Annotated in this window: 12 protein-coding genes; 1 reads left to right on the top strand and 11 read right to left on the bottom strand. The window is 62.6% G+C overall.

All coding sequences use genetic code 11. The annotated features are described in order from the left end of the window. The 3 genes from AC1D2G_RS09980 to AC1D2G_RS09970 all read right to left on the bottom strand — a co-directional run. Window positions 1–1,628: potassium transporter Kup (locus AC1D2G_RS09980; RefSeq protein ID WP_477413598.1), on the bottom strand; the 1,628-nt coding region annotated here is incomplete at its 3' end. A 183-nt stretch (window positions 1,629–1,811) separates the two neighbouring features. After that, window positions 1,812–3,725, bottom strand: coding sequence for a potassium transporter Kup (locus AC1D2G_RS09975; RefSeq protein ID WP_477413596.1), 1,914 nt, complete (start codon window positions 3,723–3,725; stop codon window positions 1,812–1,814). Window positions 3,726–3,822: 97 nt separating this feature from the next. Continuing rightward, on the bottom strand, window positions 3,823–4,563 hold the full coding sequence (locus tag AC1D2G_RS09970; protein WP_477413594.1) for a pyridoxine 5'-phosphate synthase: 741 nt from the start codon (window positions 4,561–4,563) through the stop codon (window positions 3,823–3,825). 113 nt (window positions 4,564–4,676) lie between these two features. Here AC1D2G_RS09970 and AC1D2G_RS09965 point away from each other — a divergent pair, with 113 nt between their 5' ends. After that, entirely contained in the window at window positions 4,677–5,093 is a 417-nt protein-coding gene (locus AC1D2G_RS09965) for a SpoIIAA family protein (RefSeq protein ID WP_477413592.1), read from the top strand. 34 nt (window positions 5,094–5,127) lie between these two features. Here AC1D2G_RS09965 and AC1D2G_RS09960 read toward each other — a convergent pair whose 3' ends face one another. The 8 genes from AC1D2G_RS09960 to ilvN all read right to left on the bottom strand — a co-directional run bounded on the left by AC1D2G_RS09960 (window position 5,128) and on the right by ilvN (window position 14,072). Beyond that, complete coding sequence (locus tag AC1D2G_RS09960; RefSeq protein WP_457151500.1) at window positions 5,128–6,255, bottom strand: ATP-dependent DNA helicase; 1,128 nt, start codon at window positions 6,253–6,255, stop codon at window positions 5,128–5,130. A 166-nt stretch (window positions 6,256–6,421) separates the two neighbouring features. Beyond that, window positions 6,422–6,787, bottom strand: a complete 366-nt coding sequence (locus tag AC1D2G_RS09955; protein WP_477413590.1) for a nitrile hydratase accessory protein — start codon at window positions 6,785–6,787, stop codon at window positions 6,422–6,424. Continuing rightward, the gene (nthB, locus tag AC1D2G_RS09950; RefSeq protein ID WP_477413588.1) at window positions 6,774–7,433 is read right to left on the bottom strand and encodes a nitrile hydratase subunit beta; all 660 of its coding nucleotides are present in this window, start codon (window positions 7,431–7,433) and stop codon (window positions 6,774–6,776) included. Before nthB ends, AC1D2G_RS09955 begins: the two co-directional genes overlap by 14 nt. Then, on the bottom strand, window positions 7,430–8,035 hold the full coding sequence (gene nthA / locus AC1D2G_RS09945) for a nitrile hydratase subunit alpha (RefSeq protein WP_477413586.1): 606 nt from the start codon (window positions 8,033–8,035) through the stop codon (window positions 7,430–7,432). Before nthA ends, nthB begins: the two co-directional genes overlap by 4 nt. Window positions 8,036–8,108: 73 nt before the next feature. Next, window positions 8,109–11,270 carry an efflux RND transporter permease subunit gene (locus tag AC1D2G_RS09940; RefSeq protein ID WP_477413584.1) on the bottom strand — a complete coding sequence of 1,054 codons (3,162 nt, stop codon included), beginning with the start codon at window positions 11,268–11,270 and terminating at the stop codon, window positions 8,109–8,111. Next, window positions 11,267–12,538 carry an efflux RND transporter periplasmic adaptor subunit gene (locus AC1D2G_RS09935; protein WP_477413582.1) on the bottom strand — a complete coding sequence of 424 codons (1,272 nt, stop codon included), beginning with the start codon at window positions 12,536–12,538 and terminating at the stop codon, window positions 11,267–11,269. Before AC1D2G_RS09935 ends, AC1D2G_RS09940 begins: the two co-directional genes overlap by 4 nt. 241 nt (window positions 12,539–12,779) lie before the next feature. Continuing rightward, window positions 12,780–13,376 (bottom strand): LysE family translocator, encoded by a 597-nt coding sequence (locus AC1D2G_RS09930; RefSeq protein WP_457151506.1) that lies wholly within the window; start codon window positions 13,374–13,376, stop codon window positions 12,780–12,782. Between the two features lie 120 nt (window positions 13,377–13,496). After that, window positions 13,497–14,072: an acetolactate synthase small subunit gene (gene ilvN, locus AC1D2G_RS09925; protein ID WP_013894763.1), complete on the bottom strand. Its 576-nt coding sequence runs from the start codon at window positions 14,070–14,072 to the stop codon at window positions 13,497–13,499. Window positions 14,073–14,148: the final 76 nt, after the last annotated feature.

Genomic DNA, 14,148 nt, shown 5'->3' with positions numbered 1-14,148 from the left:
ATCTTGACCCGCTCGCTGTCGGGCACCACCGGCTGCGGCGCGGTCACCACCGAAAGGATGACGTTCTGCTCATGCAGCACCTTGTAGTGTTTCAGGCTGTGCATCAGTGCCGTTGGCGCGCTCAAGGGATCGCTGGTCAGGAACACGGCGGTGCCGGACACCAGCTGCGGCTTCTTCTTCAACAGATTGCCGGCGAGGAAATCGAGCGGGATCTCGTTGCGCCGGGTCTTGTCGAACAGATAGCGGCTGCCGCGCACCCAGGTCCACATGCCCAGCACGATGGTGAAGGCCACGGCCAGCGATGCCCAGCCGCCCTCGAACACCTTGACGATGTTGGAGGCAAAGAAGCCGATGTCGATAAAGGCAAACAGCGCCGTCAGCGAGACGGCCAGCCACAGCTGCCATTTCCAGATACGCGTCATGACGACATAGAGCAGCACCGTCGTCACCAGCATGTTGCCGGTCACCGAAATACCATAGGCAGACGCCAGCTTGCTGGACTCGCCGAAGCCGACGACCAGCATCATCACCACCAGCGCCAGCAGGAGATTGACGCGCGGCATGTAGATCTGGCCGGACTGTTTTTCAGATGTGTGCAGGATTTCCAGACGCGGCAGCATGTTGAGCTGCACGGCCTGCCTGGTCAGCGAGAAGGCGCCGGAAATCACCGCCTGGCTGGCGATCACGGTCGCAGCAGTCGCCAGCACGACCATCGGGATCAGCGTCCAGCCCTCATTCATCTCGAAGAACGGATGGCCGACCACGCCGTTCTTTGCCAGCACGAAGGCGCCTTGCCCGGCATAATTGAGCAGCAGGCAGGGAAACACGATCGCCAGCCATGCGAGCACGATCGGCTTGCGGCCGAAATGGCCCAGATCGGCATAGAGCGCTTCGGCGCCGGTGACGGCGAGGAAGATGGCGCCGATGGTAACGAAGGCGACGTCGGGCGAATTGATCAGAAAGGCAACGATGTAGTGTGGGCTCACCGCCCACAGGATTTCCGGATCAGCGATGATGTGGTTGAGACCGGAAAGGCCAATGGCCAGGAACCATACTGCGGTCACTGGGCCGAACACCAATCCCACCCCGCCCGTGCCAAAGCGCTGTACGGCGAACACCATGGCAAGAATGACCAGAGTTAGCGGCACCACATAAGGCTGGAAGGCAGGCGTGACGACATTCATGCCCTCGACGGCCGACAGCACCGAGATTGCCGGCGTGATGACGGCGTCACCGAAGAAAAGCGATGCCCCGACGATGCCGATGCCAAGTATCAGCGCCGAACGCTTGGGGAAACTGCCGCGCGCCAGCGCCATCAGCGACAGCACGCCGCCCTCGCCGCGGTTGTCGGCGCGCAGCACAAACATGATGTATTTGATGGTGACGATGATCGTCAGCGACCAGATGATCAGCGACAGAACGCCAAGAATATCGCCGCGATCCGCCACGCTACCGCGCGACGATGCCACCAGCGCCTCGCGGAACGCATAGATCGGGCTGGTGCCGATATCCCCATAGACGACGCCAAGCGCGCCCAGCATCAACACTTTGGTGCTGTGCTGTTCGATTTCGGGATGGCTCGATTGTTCGACGGGTTCTGCCTCACTACCAGCATTGGCAAGGGCCATGGACGACACTCCGATAAGTGCGCGGTCATCTACGCTTGCTGCGATGCAATATCAAGTGCCGTCGCGTGATGGCTCCCATGCCGGCAACGCTCGGCTGCTCGGGAGATCATCGGTCCACGCGAGATTCGCGGGCTCGATCTGCAGGCATGGTCGCACCAGCAGGACCGGCAGCATATGCGTCCGTCAGATCGCTACCTGCGTACCAATCTCTACCACACGGCCGGTCGGGATCTGGAAATATTCGGTCGCGTCGGCCGCCGTGCGCGCCAGGCCGATGAACAACCGGTCCTGCCAAACCGGCATGCCGGAATTGGGCGAGGCCTTGAGCGAACGTCGCGACAGGAAGAACGAGGTCGTCATGATGTCGAACTTCCAGCCCTGCTTGCGGCAGATCGCCAGCGCGCGCGGGATGTTGGGCTGCTCCATGTAGCCGAAGGTCAGCGTCACCCGCATGAACAGCTCGTTGACCGTCTCCATCTTCACCCGCTCGCTGTCGGGCACCACCGGCTGCGGCGCGGTCACCACCGAAAGGATGACGTTCTGCTCATGCAGCACCTTGTAGTGTTTCAGGCTGTGCATCAGTGCCGTTGGCGCGCTCAAGGGATCGCTGGTCAGGAACACGGCGGTGCCGGACACCAGCTGCGGCTTCTTCTTCAACAGATTGCCGGCGAGGAAATCGAGCGGGATCTCGTTGCGCCGGGTCTTGTCGAACAGATAGCGGGTGCCGCGAATCCATGTCGACATGATCAGCCCCATCATGCAGGCGACAGTAATTGATACCCATCCGCCTTCGAATATCTTGACGACGTTTGCCAAGAAGAAACCGCTGTCGATAATGCCGAACAGCAGGGCCAGAGCCAAGGCAAGCGCAAGCTTCCATTTCCACAGCTTGCGCATCACCACGAACAGCAGAATGGTCGTCATCAGCATTTCGCCGGTCACCGAAATTCCGTAAGCGGAGGCCAGCGCACTCGAGCTGCCGAAACCAACCACCAGCAGCATCACCCCGATCGCGATGAGCAGGTTGACGCGGGGCATGTATATCTGCCCGAGCTGCATTTCAGAGGTATGCTGCACCTCGATGCGCGGCAGAAGGTTGAGCTGCACGGCCTGACGGGTCAGTGAAAAAGCGCCTGAGATGACCGCCTGGCTGGCGATAACGGTCGCGGCCGTTGCCATGCCCACCATCGGCATCAGTGCCCAGTCAGGCAGCATCTGAAAGAATGGATTGGTCGGCCTGCCACCATTGGCCAGGACAAAAGCGCCTTGCCCGAAATAGTTGAGCAGCAGGCACGGGAAAACCACGGAAAACCAGGCCATCACGATCGGCTTGCGCCCGAAATGGCCGAGATCGACATAGAGCGCCTCGGCCCCGGTCACGGCCAGGAACACAGCACCGACGGTGACAAAGGCGGCGGTCGGAGTACCGGCGAGATAATAGACGGCGTAGTAGGGATTGATCGCCATCAGGACCGATGGATCGTCCGTCAGGTGATAGAGCCCTGCGATGCCGATGGCCAGGAACCAAAGCGCTGTCACCGGCCCGAACACCGCCGCGACCTTTCCGGTGCCGAAGCGTTGCACCGAAAACAGAAAGGCCAGGATGACCAGCGTGATGGGCACGACATAGGCATCCAGTGTCGGGGTCACCACCTCCAAGCCTTCGACCGCCGACAGCACGGAGATGGCCGGTGTGATGATAGCGTCGCCAAAGAACAGCGCCGCACCGCAAAGCCCGATCCCGAGAATTAGTCGGGCGCCTTTCGGATAGGCGCTTCGTGCAAGCGCCATCAGGGATAGCGTACCGCCCTCGCCCTTGTTGTCTGCACGAAGCACGAAGGCGACATACTTTATGGTGACGATGATCGTCAGCGCCCAGACGATCAGCGACAGAACGCCCAGCACATCGCTACGCGTATCGGTGCCGGGAGAAGCATGGAGCGCTTCTCGGAAGGCGTAGATGGGGCTGGTGCCGATATCGCCATAGACGACACCGAGCGCGCCCAGCATCAGAACCTTGGTGCTGTGCTTTTCGACCTCGGAATGGCTCGATTGTTCGACGGTTCCAGCCTCGCTACCGCTACTGGCAAGGGCCATCGACCACTCTCCGACAAGCGCGCGGCGCTCTATGCATGCTGCGATACGATATCAATTGCACGCGATGGCTGCCATACTTTCAAGGCGCGGCTCTACCCTACCACCCGCAGGCCTTCAGGAACCGCCCCACCGTGCCGGCCATGCCATACTCCAACGCGTCGGCTGTCAATCCATGTCCGATCGACACTTCGGCTAATGCCGGAATGCGCTTTGCCAGTGCCGGAAGGTTGCTGACCACCAGATCGTGCCCGGCATTGACCTGAAGACCGGCGGCAAGCGCGGCATCAGCGGTTTTTCCCAGTCTTTCCAATTCTTTGGCCGCTCCGGCGGGATCGGAATGATAACTGCCATAAGGGCCTGTATAAAGCTCTATGCGGTCGGCGCCGGTGTCACGCGCTGCCGTCACGCCCGCAGGGTCGGGGTCCGAAAACAGCGACACACGAAAGCCGCCCTTCTTCAGACGCCTGACGATCGGAGTAAGGAACGCGGCCTCGGCGGCAAAGTTCCAGCCATGGTCCGACGTCGCCTGCGCCGGATCGTCCGGCACCAGCGTCACCTGTTCGGGCTGATGCTTTTCCGCAAGCACCAGGAAATCCTCGGTCGGATAGCCCTCAATGTTGAATTCCGCGCGCGGAAATTCGTCGTCGATCAGGGACCGTATCTCAGGCAGATCCGAGTGTCTCGTGTGCCGCTCGTCGGGGCGCGGATGCACCGTCAGCCCATGCGCCCCGGCTGCGAGCGCGATGCGGCCGAGGCCCGTCACGCTCGGCCACGGCAGGTCACGCCTGTTGCGCAGCATGGCGACGGCATTGAGATTGACGGAGAGTTTTGCGGGCATGGAAGCGGCCTCGGAGATCATTCGACGCGCCACCTATAATGCCTTTGGCGGGAACAGACAGAGGGTTTCGAGTGTTCCAAGCGTGATGAAGTGAGTCCGCGAAAGGAAGCGCCATGAATTTTCTCGATGCCGTACCGGCTATCCGTCGTCTCGAGACCAGCCGTGACGATCTTCTCGCCATCGATGTCGTCGGCCACGTCTCGGCGGCCGATGGCGAAAACCTTTTCGGGTTGATGGAGGCAGCCTATGCCCTTCACCCACATATCGACGTGCTGGTGCGCCTTGTCGATCACGATGGCGTCGACTGGGCCAATATTGCCGAAGAGACCCTGACGGAGGGCACCGCCCATGCAATGCAACATGTCGGCCGTTGCGCGACGATCGGCGAGCCGGACTGGACCGCCGACGCGCGACATGTCATGCGGGATGCGCCGTCAATCGAATTCAAGCATTTCGAGACCGAGGACGAAGCCTCGGCCTGGCAATGGCTTGGAGCCCGGCCGACCGAAGAGCAACAGGGTCGAGGCTGAAACACGACAGCCCCGCAGGGCCGTCGAATGCCTGCTACCTGACGATCGTCAGCCGCTCGGCCGCGCGCGTGATGGCGGTGTAGAGCCAGCGCTGGCGGGTTTCCTTGAAGGCCCAGCTTTCATCAAACAGCACGATCTCGTTCCATTGCGAGCCCTGCGCCTTGTGCACGGTTAGCGCGTAGCCATAGTCGAAATCGTCGAAGCGCTTCTTCTGCTGCCAGGGGATGTCGGCATCCGGATCCTCGAAGGCTGCCTTGAGCAGCTTGATCTTGGCGACGCCGCGATCCGGATCGTCCTCTTCCGGCGACACCAGAAGGTTGATGCCGGGCTTCACCGTCTCGCGCGACGAGGTCATCACCTTCCATAGCGAGCCGTTGAGCAGGCCCTTGGCCGGATCGTTGCGCAGGCAGACGAGCTTGTCGCCGGCCTGCGGATAGTCGGCATTGAAGCCTTTGAGTTCGCGCAGCCGCTGATTGTAGCGCCGCCGCGTGCGGTTGGTGCCGACCAGCACCTGGTCGGCCTTGAGCACCAGTTCCTGGGTGACGTCTTCCTTGCCGATCACCTGGGCCGTGCCATAGTCGCCGCGCATGAACTCGCGGCCCTCGCGAACATCGAGCGCCAGCCGCAGGATCGGATTGTCGCGCGCCTGCCGGTGGATTTCGGTGAGCAGGAAATCCGGCTCGTGGTCGGTGAAGAAGCCGCCGCCCGAAATCGGCGGCAGCTGGCCGGGGTCGCCGAGCACCAGAATCGGCGTGCCGAAGCTCATCAGGTCGCGGCCAAGCTGTTCGTCGACCATCGAACATTCGTCGATGACGACCAGTTTCGCCCGCGAGATCGGGCTTTGCCGGTTGAGCGAAAAGGTCGGCGACATCGAGGTCTTGCCGGTGACCTCATCCGATACCGATTCCTCGCCCTTCGGCCGATAGATCAGCGAATGGATGGTGCGGGCGTTGATCGCGCCCTTGGAGCGCAGCACTTGCGCCGCCTTGCCGGTGAAGGCGGCGAACTGGACCTGGCCGTCGACATGCTCGGCGAAATAACGTGCCAGCGTCGTCTTGCCGGTGCCGGCGTAGCCGAACAGCCGGAACAGCTGCGGCTTTCCGGTCTTCAGCCAGCGGGCAACCGCTTGCAGCGCCTCGTCCTGTTGGGGAGAGAATTCCATCAGCGCGAGAGACCGGATTCGCAAGGGAAAGACAAGATAGCCGCCACCACCATCGACGTGTCGGAGCGCTTCAGTGCCGCCGCGGGATCACGCTATCAGGCACAAACAAGAACGTAAAGGGAACATACGTAGCGACCCACAATCTGTGGCCGGCTGCTGCCACGACCTATCGGATCGGCCTGGGGTCGTTCTCCAGCAGGATCGGCTTGCCATGCGGAGTGGCGTGCGCGGCGCGCTCCCAGGCTTCAGCCATGGCATCGACATCCGCCTTGGCGGTCAGCCCTTTCGAAACAAGCAAGCTTTCCAGCGCCGCCAGCCAATGTTCGTAATAGTCATGGCCGTCAACCGCGGCACCTGGCTTCTTCACCTGCGCCGACAGTGCCTGCGCCCATTCGCCCCACGAAAACTGGTCCTCGTCATGCAGCGCAACCGTCATGGCGAATGCTTCGGCCTGCCATGGCTCGGCAAAGACCGGGGCATCGACGCCAAGTAGCAAATCGGCGGCGGGTCCGTTTGCCTCACGCCGGCTCAAGATAACTCTCCCAGGCATCGATCGACACGCTCAGCGTCGGGTCGGCGCCCTCGCCCCAGATTTCCGACCCTTCGAAAACCACCGTGTAGACCCATTGCGGGTTTTCGCCCTCGCCATGCGCGTTGCTGTCTGGAAACACAAAGCCGTCGCGCACCGCCTCGATCGTTCCATGCTTGCCGCGTGCATAGCGCGGCAGCCGCGTGTGGCCGGTCGGGTTGAAGTTCTTGGTCCGTACGGGATCGCCGGCCTTGAACCGTGCCGATTGCACCACCGGGCGGTCGCAAGGACCGCCGTCGGCCAGCACCGCGGGCACGTTTTCGGCCTTCAGCATCCGTTTCGGCGCCGCCGCCGGATCGACTGCGGTGCCTGCCTTGAGATCGCGCTCGCTGACAAAACCATGGCGCTTGAGCAGCACTTCCAGCGCCTTGATCCAGATCTCGTAGTAGCTGGAGGCATAGTAATCGGCGGGATGCAGCGATTCCCGCGCATGCCGGCTCTCGTCGATGTTCCACGCGCCCATCGCGCCTGCGCATAAGGTCACGCCCAGCGCCCGCCTTTCCCAGGCGGCATGGAAATACGGCTCGTCAATTTCCGGCGCGACCGGACCGAAGCCCATCTGCCCGCCGAGGTCCTGCGGCCCGTTCATGCCGGCTGGCTCGCCAAAGCGGTGCCGATCATCGCGTCGCGGCTCACCAGATCGGCCAGCCGCTCCTCGCTCCAGCCCTCGGTGCCGTCGGGACGCATCGGCACGACGAGATAGCGCAGCTCAGCGGTGGAATCCCAGACGCGGATCTTTTTGTCGGCCGGCAGCGTCAGCCCGAACTCCTCCAGCACACCGCGCGGATCGATGACCGCGCGCGAGCGGTAGGGCGGCGCCTTGTACCAGACCGGCGGCAGGCCGAGTACCGACCACGGATAACAGGAGCACAGCGTGCAGACGACGAGGTTGTGCGTCTCCTCGGTGTTGAAGACCGCCTGCATATGCTCGCCCTGGCGGCCGGTGTAGCTGAGCGATTCGATCGCCGCCGTCGCATCGCGCCTCAGCCAGTCGGCATAGGCAGGATCGCTCCAGGCCTTCGCCACCACCCTGGCGCCATTGCGCGGGCCGATCCTGGTCTCGTAGGTGTCGACGATGACATCGATCGCGGCCGGATCGATCAGCCCCTTGCGAGTGAGGATCGTCTCCAGCGCACGTACCCGCGCGGCAAAGGGATCGAGCTCGTTGTCGTGGTCGTGATCGTGTGACATGATGGCAAATTACGTTTCCGGTGATGCCACCGCAAGCGCAACGCCTTGGGCCAGATCCTGGCGACCTTGAATTCTATTCGGCGGCCGTCTTCTGCGGTTCGAGCTGCTGCTCCTCGTTGACATCGAACAGAGAGGGCTGCCTCACAGGTTCCTTCGGGATCTCTTCAGCCTTGCGCTTCGGCATCAGCCCGACCAGCCAGCCCGAGAAATTCTCCATGTAGACATAGATCACCGGCGTCACGAACAAGGTCAGCGCCTGCGAAGCAAGCAGGCCGCCGACAACGGCAACACCCAGCGGCTGGCGCAGCTCGGCGCTGGCGCCGGTGCCGAGCGCAATCGGAAACGTGCCCATCAGTGCGGCCAGCGTCGTCATCATGATCGGCCTGAAACGCATGAGGCAGGCCTTGTGGATGGACTCGTTGGCCGACAAGCCGTCTCGTCGCAATTCCAGCGCCACGTCGACCATCATGATGCCGTTCTTCTTGACGATGCCGATCAGCATCAGAATGCCGATCACCGCGATCACCGACAGATCCATGCCAGCAAAGCGCAGCGCAACGACGGCGCCAAGCACCGCCGATGGCAGGCCGGTGAGAATGGTGAGCGGGTGAATGAAGCTTTCGTAGAGGATGCCAAGCACGATGTAGATGGTCAGGATGGCGCCGCCGATCAGCAGGCCCTGGTTGGCCAGCGAATCCTGGAAGGTCTTGGCCGTGCCCGCAAAGGTCGTCGAGATCGCCGTCGGCATGCCGATCTGCTCTTTGAGCGCGTTGATGCGCGTCACGCTGTCGCCGAGCGCCACGCCTTGCGGCAGATTGTAGGAGATGGTCACCGCGGGCAGCTGGCCAAGCTGGTTGACCGTCAAGGCGCCGGCCGTGCGATCGACCCGGGCAAAGGCGCCAAGCGGCACCAGACTGCCGCTCGCCGTCCTCATCTGGATGGCAAGCATCCGTTCGGGCGACCATTCGATGTTGGGATCGAGTTCGGTGATGACTTCGTAGCTGTCGGCCGAACCGAAGATTGTCGAAACCTGGTCGGTGCCGAACCCGCCATAGAGAGCGGAGCGCAGCGTGTCGGTATCGATGCCGAGCTGGGCGGCTTTATCGCGATCCACCACCAGCGTCGCCTGCAGGGCATTGTTCTGCAGGTCGCTGGTCACGTCGGCGAAGGTCGCATGGTCGGCCGCCATCGCGTCGTTCATCTTCTGCGCCCAGATATCGGTTTGGCCGGTATCCAGGCCCTGAACCACGAGCTGATAGGCGCTGGCCGACGACCGCGAACCCAGCCTCAAATTCTGCACCGGTTGCATGTAGGTCTCGATACCCGCCACGCCGGCCAGTTGTCGCCTTAGATCCGAAAGCACCTTCTCGATATCGGGACGCTGGTCCTTCCCCTTGAGCTGGACGAACAGCTGCCCCTGGTTGAGCGCATTGTTGCCGCTGCCAGCCGACCACGCCACATGGTCGACATACGGCGAATGCGAGAAGACGTTGGCCACCTGCCCCTGCAGCTTGGCCATGGCGTCAAACGAGATGTCCTGGCGCGCGATGGTCGTCACCGATATCTGGCCGATATCCTCTTGCGGGAAGAAGCCCTTCGGCGAGGCCTGGATCAGCCATACCGACGCTGCCGCGGTTCCGATGAAGACCAGGAACACCAGGAAGGTGTGCCGCAGGCAGAAGCTCAAGATCCGGTCGTAGCCGCGTGTGATGAAGTCCTGCTTGTGACCGGGGCCATGCTTGTCGCGATCGGCCTTCGTAACCGACAGCAGCCGCGAGCACAGCATCGGCGTCAGCGTCAGCGACACGAACATCGAGGCCAGGATGGCGACCGTCACAACGACGGCGAACTCGTTGAAGATGCGGCCGATCACCCCGCCCATCAGAAGCACGGGGATGAACACCGCGACCAGCGAAATCGAGATCGAGATGATGGTGAAGCCGATTTCGCGCGCGCCCTTCAGCGACGCATCGAAGGCCGACAACCCATCCTCCTCCATATGGCGGAAGATGTTTTCCAGCATCACAATGGCATCGTCGACGACAAGGCCCACCGCAAGCGTCAGGCCCATCAGCGATATGTTGTCGATGGAAAAGCCGAACAGGAACATCGCGCCAAGCGTGGCGATCAGCGAGATCGGCACCGCCACGGCCGGGATGATGGTCGCCGTTACCCGGCGCAGGAACACGAAGATCACCATGACGACCAGCGCGATGGTCAACAGCAGCGTGAACTGCACGTCATCGACGGCCTGGCGGATCGAGGTCGAACGGTCGTTGAGCAGCTTGATCGAGGCGGCGGCCGGCATCTGGTCCTGGAAGGACGGCAACATCGCCTTGACCTTGTCGACGACGTCGACCGTGTTGGCGTCGGGCTGGCGCTGCACGGCCATGATGATCGCGCGGGTACCATCGTACCAACTTGCGGTGGTGGTCGTCTGCACCGAATCGACGACGCGGGTCACCTCGCCCAGCCGTACCGGGTGACCATTCTTGGTGGCGATGATGAGGTTGGAGAAGCCGGCAGCGTTGGTCAGTTGCGTGTTGGCGGTGATGGTCAGCTGCTGCTTGTCGTTCTGCAGCACGCCGAGCGGCGTGTTGCTGTTTGCAGACGCGATCGCTGCCTGCAGCTGGTCGATCGAGATGCCGCGCGCGGCAAGCGCGGTCGGATCGATCTGGATGCGCACCGCATATTTCTGCTGGCCGAAGATCGAGACCTGCGCGACGCCATCGATCGTCGAGAGCGACGGCGAGATGACGTTTTCCGCGAAAGCATCGAGATCTGTCAGCGGAACCGTGTCGCTGACCAGCGACATCAGCAGGATCGGCGCATCGGCCGGATTGACCTTGCGATAGCTCGGCGGCGCCGTCATCTGCGGCGGCAATGATTTCTGCGTGCGCGCGATCGCCGCCTGCACGTCGGCCGCTGCCGCGTCGATGTCGCGGTTGAGCACGAACTGGATGGCGATCGAGGTCGAACCGAGCGAGTTGGTGGTCGAAATCGAATCGATACCGGCGATGGTGGCGAATTGCTTGATGAGTGGCGTCGCCACCGACGTGGCCATGGTTTCCGGCGAGGCGCCGGGCAACTGCGCCGAGACGTTGACCACCGGGAATTCGGCGCTGGGCAGCGCCGCCACCGGCAGGAACTTGTAGGCGAACAGTCCGCCCAACACGAGGGCGAACGACATCAGGAGGGTGGCGACCGGCCTGCGAATGCAGAATTCGGAGATCATTGGGCGGCCTCGCCGGCCTTGTCGGCTTGCGCGACCTTGGGAGCGGCTTGGCCGCCGCCACCGGTCGCGGCCTTGCCTTCATGCACGGCGGCGCCGTCCTTCAGCCTTGTCTGGCCTTCGGTGACAACCTTCTCACCGCTTTTCAGCCCCTGGCTGATGGCGCTGTTTTCACCTTCGGTCAGTGCCACCTCCACCGGCCGCATCTCGACCGTGTTATCCGGCTTGACCACGTAGACGAACGGCCCCTTCTGGCTGGGCTGCACCGCAACCGTGGGAACCGATGTCATCTTAGGCATGATACCGGCATCGAGCACGACATTGACATATTGGCCCGGCCACAAGGAGAGATCGGCATTCGGCACGCTCGCCCGCGTCGCAATCGTTCCGGAAGCGGTGTCGACACTGGAGTCGACGAAATCGAGCGTACCCTTGCCGATCGGCGTCGGGTCGCCGTCCTTGGTCAGCGTCACGGCACCCTGCTGCGGCGCGGCAAGCGCCTTGTGCAGAAGCGCCAGGTCACTTTCCGGCAGATTGAAGTTGACCTGCAAGGGGTCCATCTGGGTGATGGTCACCAGCGGGGTCGCCGTGCTGCTGTTGTTGCCGTTGCTGGTGGTGACCAGGTCGCCGACCGCGACATTGACGGCGCCAAGCCGGCCGGAAATCGGCGCGGTGATCGTGGCAAAGCCGAGCTGGACGTTGTCGGCGTCGATTGTCGCCTTGTCGGCATCGACAGTTGCCGTGGCGGCCTTTTGCGCCGCAACCGCCTGATCGTAGGTCTGTTGCGTGCCGGCCTGCTTGGCGACCAGGTCCTTGGCCCGCTGGAGATCGGAATTCGAGCTGGCGAGCATCGCCTGGTCCTTGGCGAGCGCCGCCTGGTCCTTGGCCAGCTGCGCCTTCAGCGCGCGATCATCCAGTGAAAACAGAACGTCGCCGGTTTTCACCATCTGCCCGTCCTTGACGTCGATCGACACGATCTGGCTGGACACCCGCGCATTGATGCTGACGACGGCCGGAGACGAGACGAAACCGATCGCATAGCGCCGGATCGGGAAATCGGCCGTCGAAGCGACGGCCGAGAGGATGGAGGCGGAGCGCGCCGCGGTGGCGCCCTTTTTGTCCGAAGCCGCGGCCGGTTGGTCCGCCGCGGCCACCTGCTTTGCGCCGATGATCTGTTCAACCCTGCCCAGCGCGTTCGGCGAAACATAGAGCCAGCCCGCCGCGCCAAGGCAAGCGACGGCAAGCAACGAAAGAACGACTTTTCCACGCATGGTCAAAAGGCCCTCTCCATCCGACACGCGATGGGCCGATGGTTCGCATTCTAGCGCAAATCACGGCCCGTTGCCGCGATTTCGCCGAATAGATAGGACACGCCTTTGTCGGAAAAGGGCCAAAACACGGCATTACGAAGATTTAATGTGCACTGCACAATGGATGTGCAGCCGACCCAGGTGGGCCGGGTTTCAAGTCAGGCCGGCATCACCTGCCCGCATCATCGGAATGTCGACACGCCTAGCGGAGCATCGGCCACAACGTCGCCGCCAGCAGCACGCCCATGGCGATGTTGAACCATTTCAGCCGCACCGGGTCCGACAGGAAACCGCGCAGCGCGGTGCCGAAACCCGCCCACACCGAGACGCTCGGCAAGTTGACGACGGTGAAGGCCACCGAGATCAACACTACCGACAGGAACGGGTGCTCCGGATTGGTGTAGACAGCCATGGCGGTGATCGCCATCACCCATGCCTTGGGGTTGACCCACTGAAACGCCGCCGCGTCGATGAAGCGCATGGGCTGCCCCTTCGCCTCACCCTTGCCGGCAAGCGAACGCGACATGGCGATCTTCCAGGCGAGATAAAGCAAATAGGCGCCGCCCGCGACCTTGAGTGCCGTATGCAGGATCGGAAACGCGGTCAGCACCGCACCCAGGCCAAGCCCAACCGCGACCAGCAGCACCAGGAAACCGATGCTGATGCCCAGCATGTGCGGAACCGTCCTGACGATGCCGAAATTCACTCCCGATGCCAGAAGCATGAAATTGTTCGGCCCGGGCGTGATCGACGTCACCAAGGCATAGACGAGCAGGGCAAGGAATGCGTCAAGCGACATGATATCCTCCCAGACACGTCAGCATTATTGTCTCTTTTCGGCGACAGCACAAAGACCAGTGGCCGGTCTATGACCGAGCCAGACCTACGCTTGTCAAAGATTTGGAGGGCCCGGCCGTGCCTACATCCCCTGTGGACCGCGGTTCATCGCCGCCACGCCGGTGCGGCAGATCTCGACCAGGCCGAGCGGCTTCATGATGGCGATGAACTGGTCGAGCTTGGAGCCCTTGCCGGTGATCTCGAAGATGAAATGCTCGGTGTTGGCGTCGATGACGCTGGCGCGGAAGGCGTCGGCCAGCCGCAGTGCCTCGACGCGGGCCTCGCCGGTACCGGCAACCTTGACCAGCGCCAGTTCCCGCTCCAGCGGCCGCTCCTGGCCGAACTCGTGCGAACGCACGGTCAGGTCGACCACGCGGTGGACCGGCACGATGCGTTCGAGCTGATGCTTGATCTGCTCCAGCACATGCGGCGTGCCGCGCGTCACGATGGTGATGCGCGACAGGTGCTTCTCATGCTCGGTCTCGGAGACGGTCAGGCTCTCGATGTTGTAGCCGCGCCCGGAGAACAGGCCAATGACCCGGGCGAGCACGCCCGGTTCGTTGTCGACCAGCACGGAAAGCGTGTGGTTCTCCGGCCTTTCCGTCTCCTTGGCGATGAAGTAGGCGGAGCCCGTGGGCTGAAGGTGCTGTGCGTTCATGACATGAATCTCGATTTCAAACTATTGAGCTAATTCTCTGTTTTCGCACGGCTTCTCGCGACAGCCCTGCCTCGGC

It is taken from the genome of Mesorhizobium sp. P2_C7 (assembly GCF_056404515.1).
Note: the sequence above shows the minus strand (reverse complement) of the source record. Positions and strands in the feature narration are given on the sequence as shown.

Coding starts and splice junctions, on each gene's coding strand:
- AC1D2G_RS09965 (WP_477413592.1), top strand. CDS start 4,677: ATGAATTTTCTCGATGCCGTACCGGCTATCCGTCGTCTCGAGACCAGC.
- nthA (WP_477413586.1), bottom strand. CDS start 8,035: ATGTCACACGATCACGACCACGACAACGAGCTCGATCCCTTTGCCGCG.
- AC1D2G_RS09930 (WP_457151506.1), bottom strand. CDS start 13,376: ATGTCGCTTGACGCATTCCTTGCCCTGCTCGTCTATGCCTTGGTGACG.
- ilvN (WP_013894763.1), bottom strand. CDS start 14,072: ATGAACGCACAGCACCTTCAGCCCACGGGCTCCGCCTACTTCATCGCC.
- AC1D2G_RS09935 (WP_477413582.1), bottom strand. CDS start 12,538: ATGCGTGGAAAAGTCGTTCTTTCGTTGCTTGCCGTCGCTTGCCTTGGC.
- AC1D2G_RS09975 (WP_477413596.1), bottom strand. CDS start 3,725: ATGGCCCTTGCCAGTAGCGGTAGCGAGGCTGGAACCGTCGAACAATCG.
- AC1D2G_RS09960 (WP_457151500.1), bottom strand. CDS start 6,255: ATGGAATTCTCTCCCCAACAGGACGAGGCGCTGCAAGCGGTTGCCCGC.
- AC1D2G_RS09970 (WP_477413594.1), bottom strand. CDS start 4,563: ATGCCCGCAAAACTCTCCGTCAATCTCAATGCCGTCGCCATGCTGCGC.
- nthB (WP_477413588.1), bottom strand. CDS start 7,433: ATGAACGGGCCGCAGGACCTCGGCGGGCAGATGGGCTTCGGTCCGGTC.
- AC1D2G_RS09940 (WP_477413584.1), bottom strand. CDS start 11,270: ATGATCTCCGAATTCTGCATTCGCAGGCCGGTCGCCACCCTCCTGATG.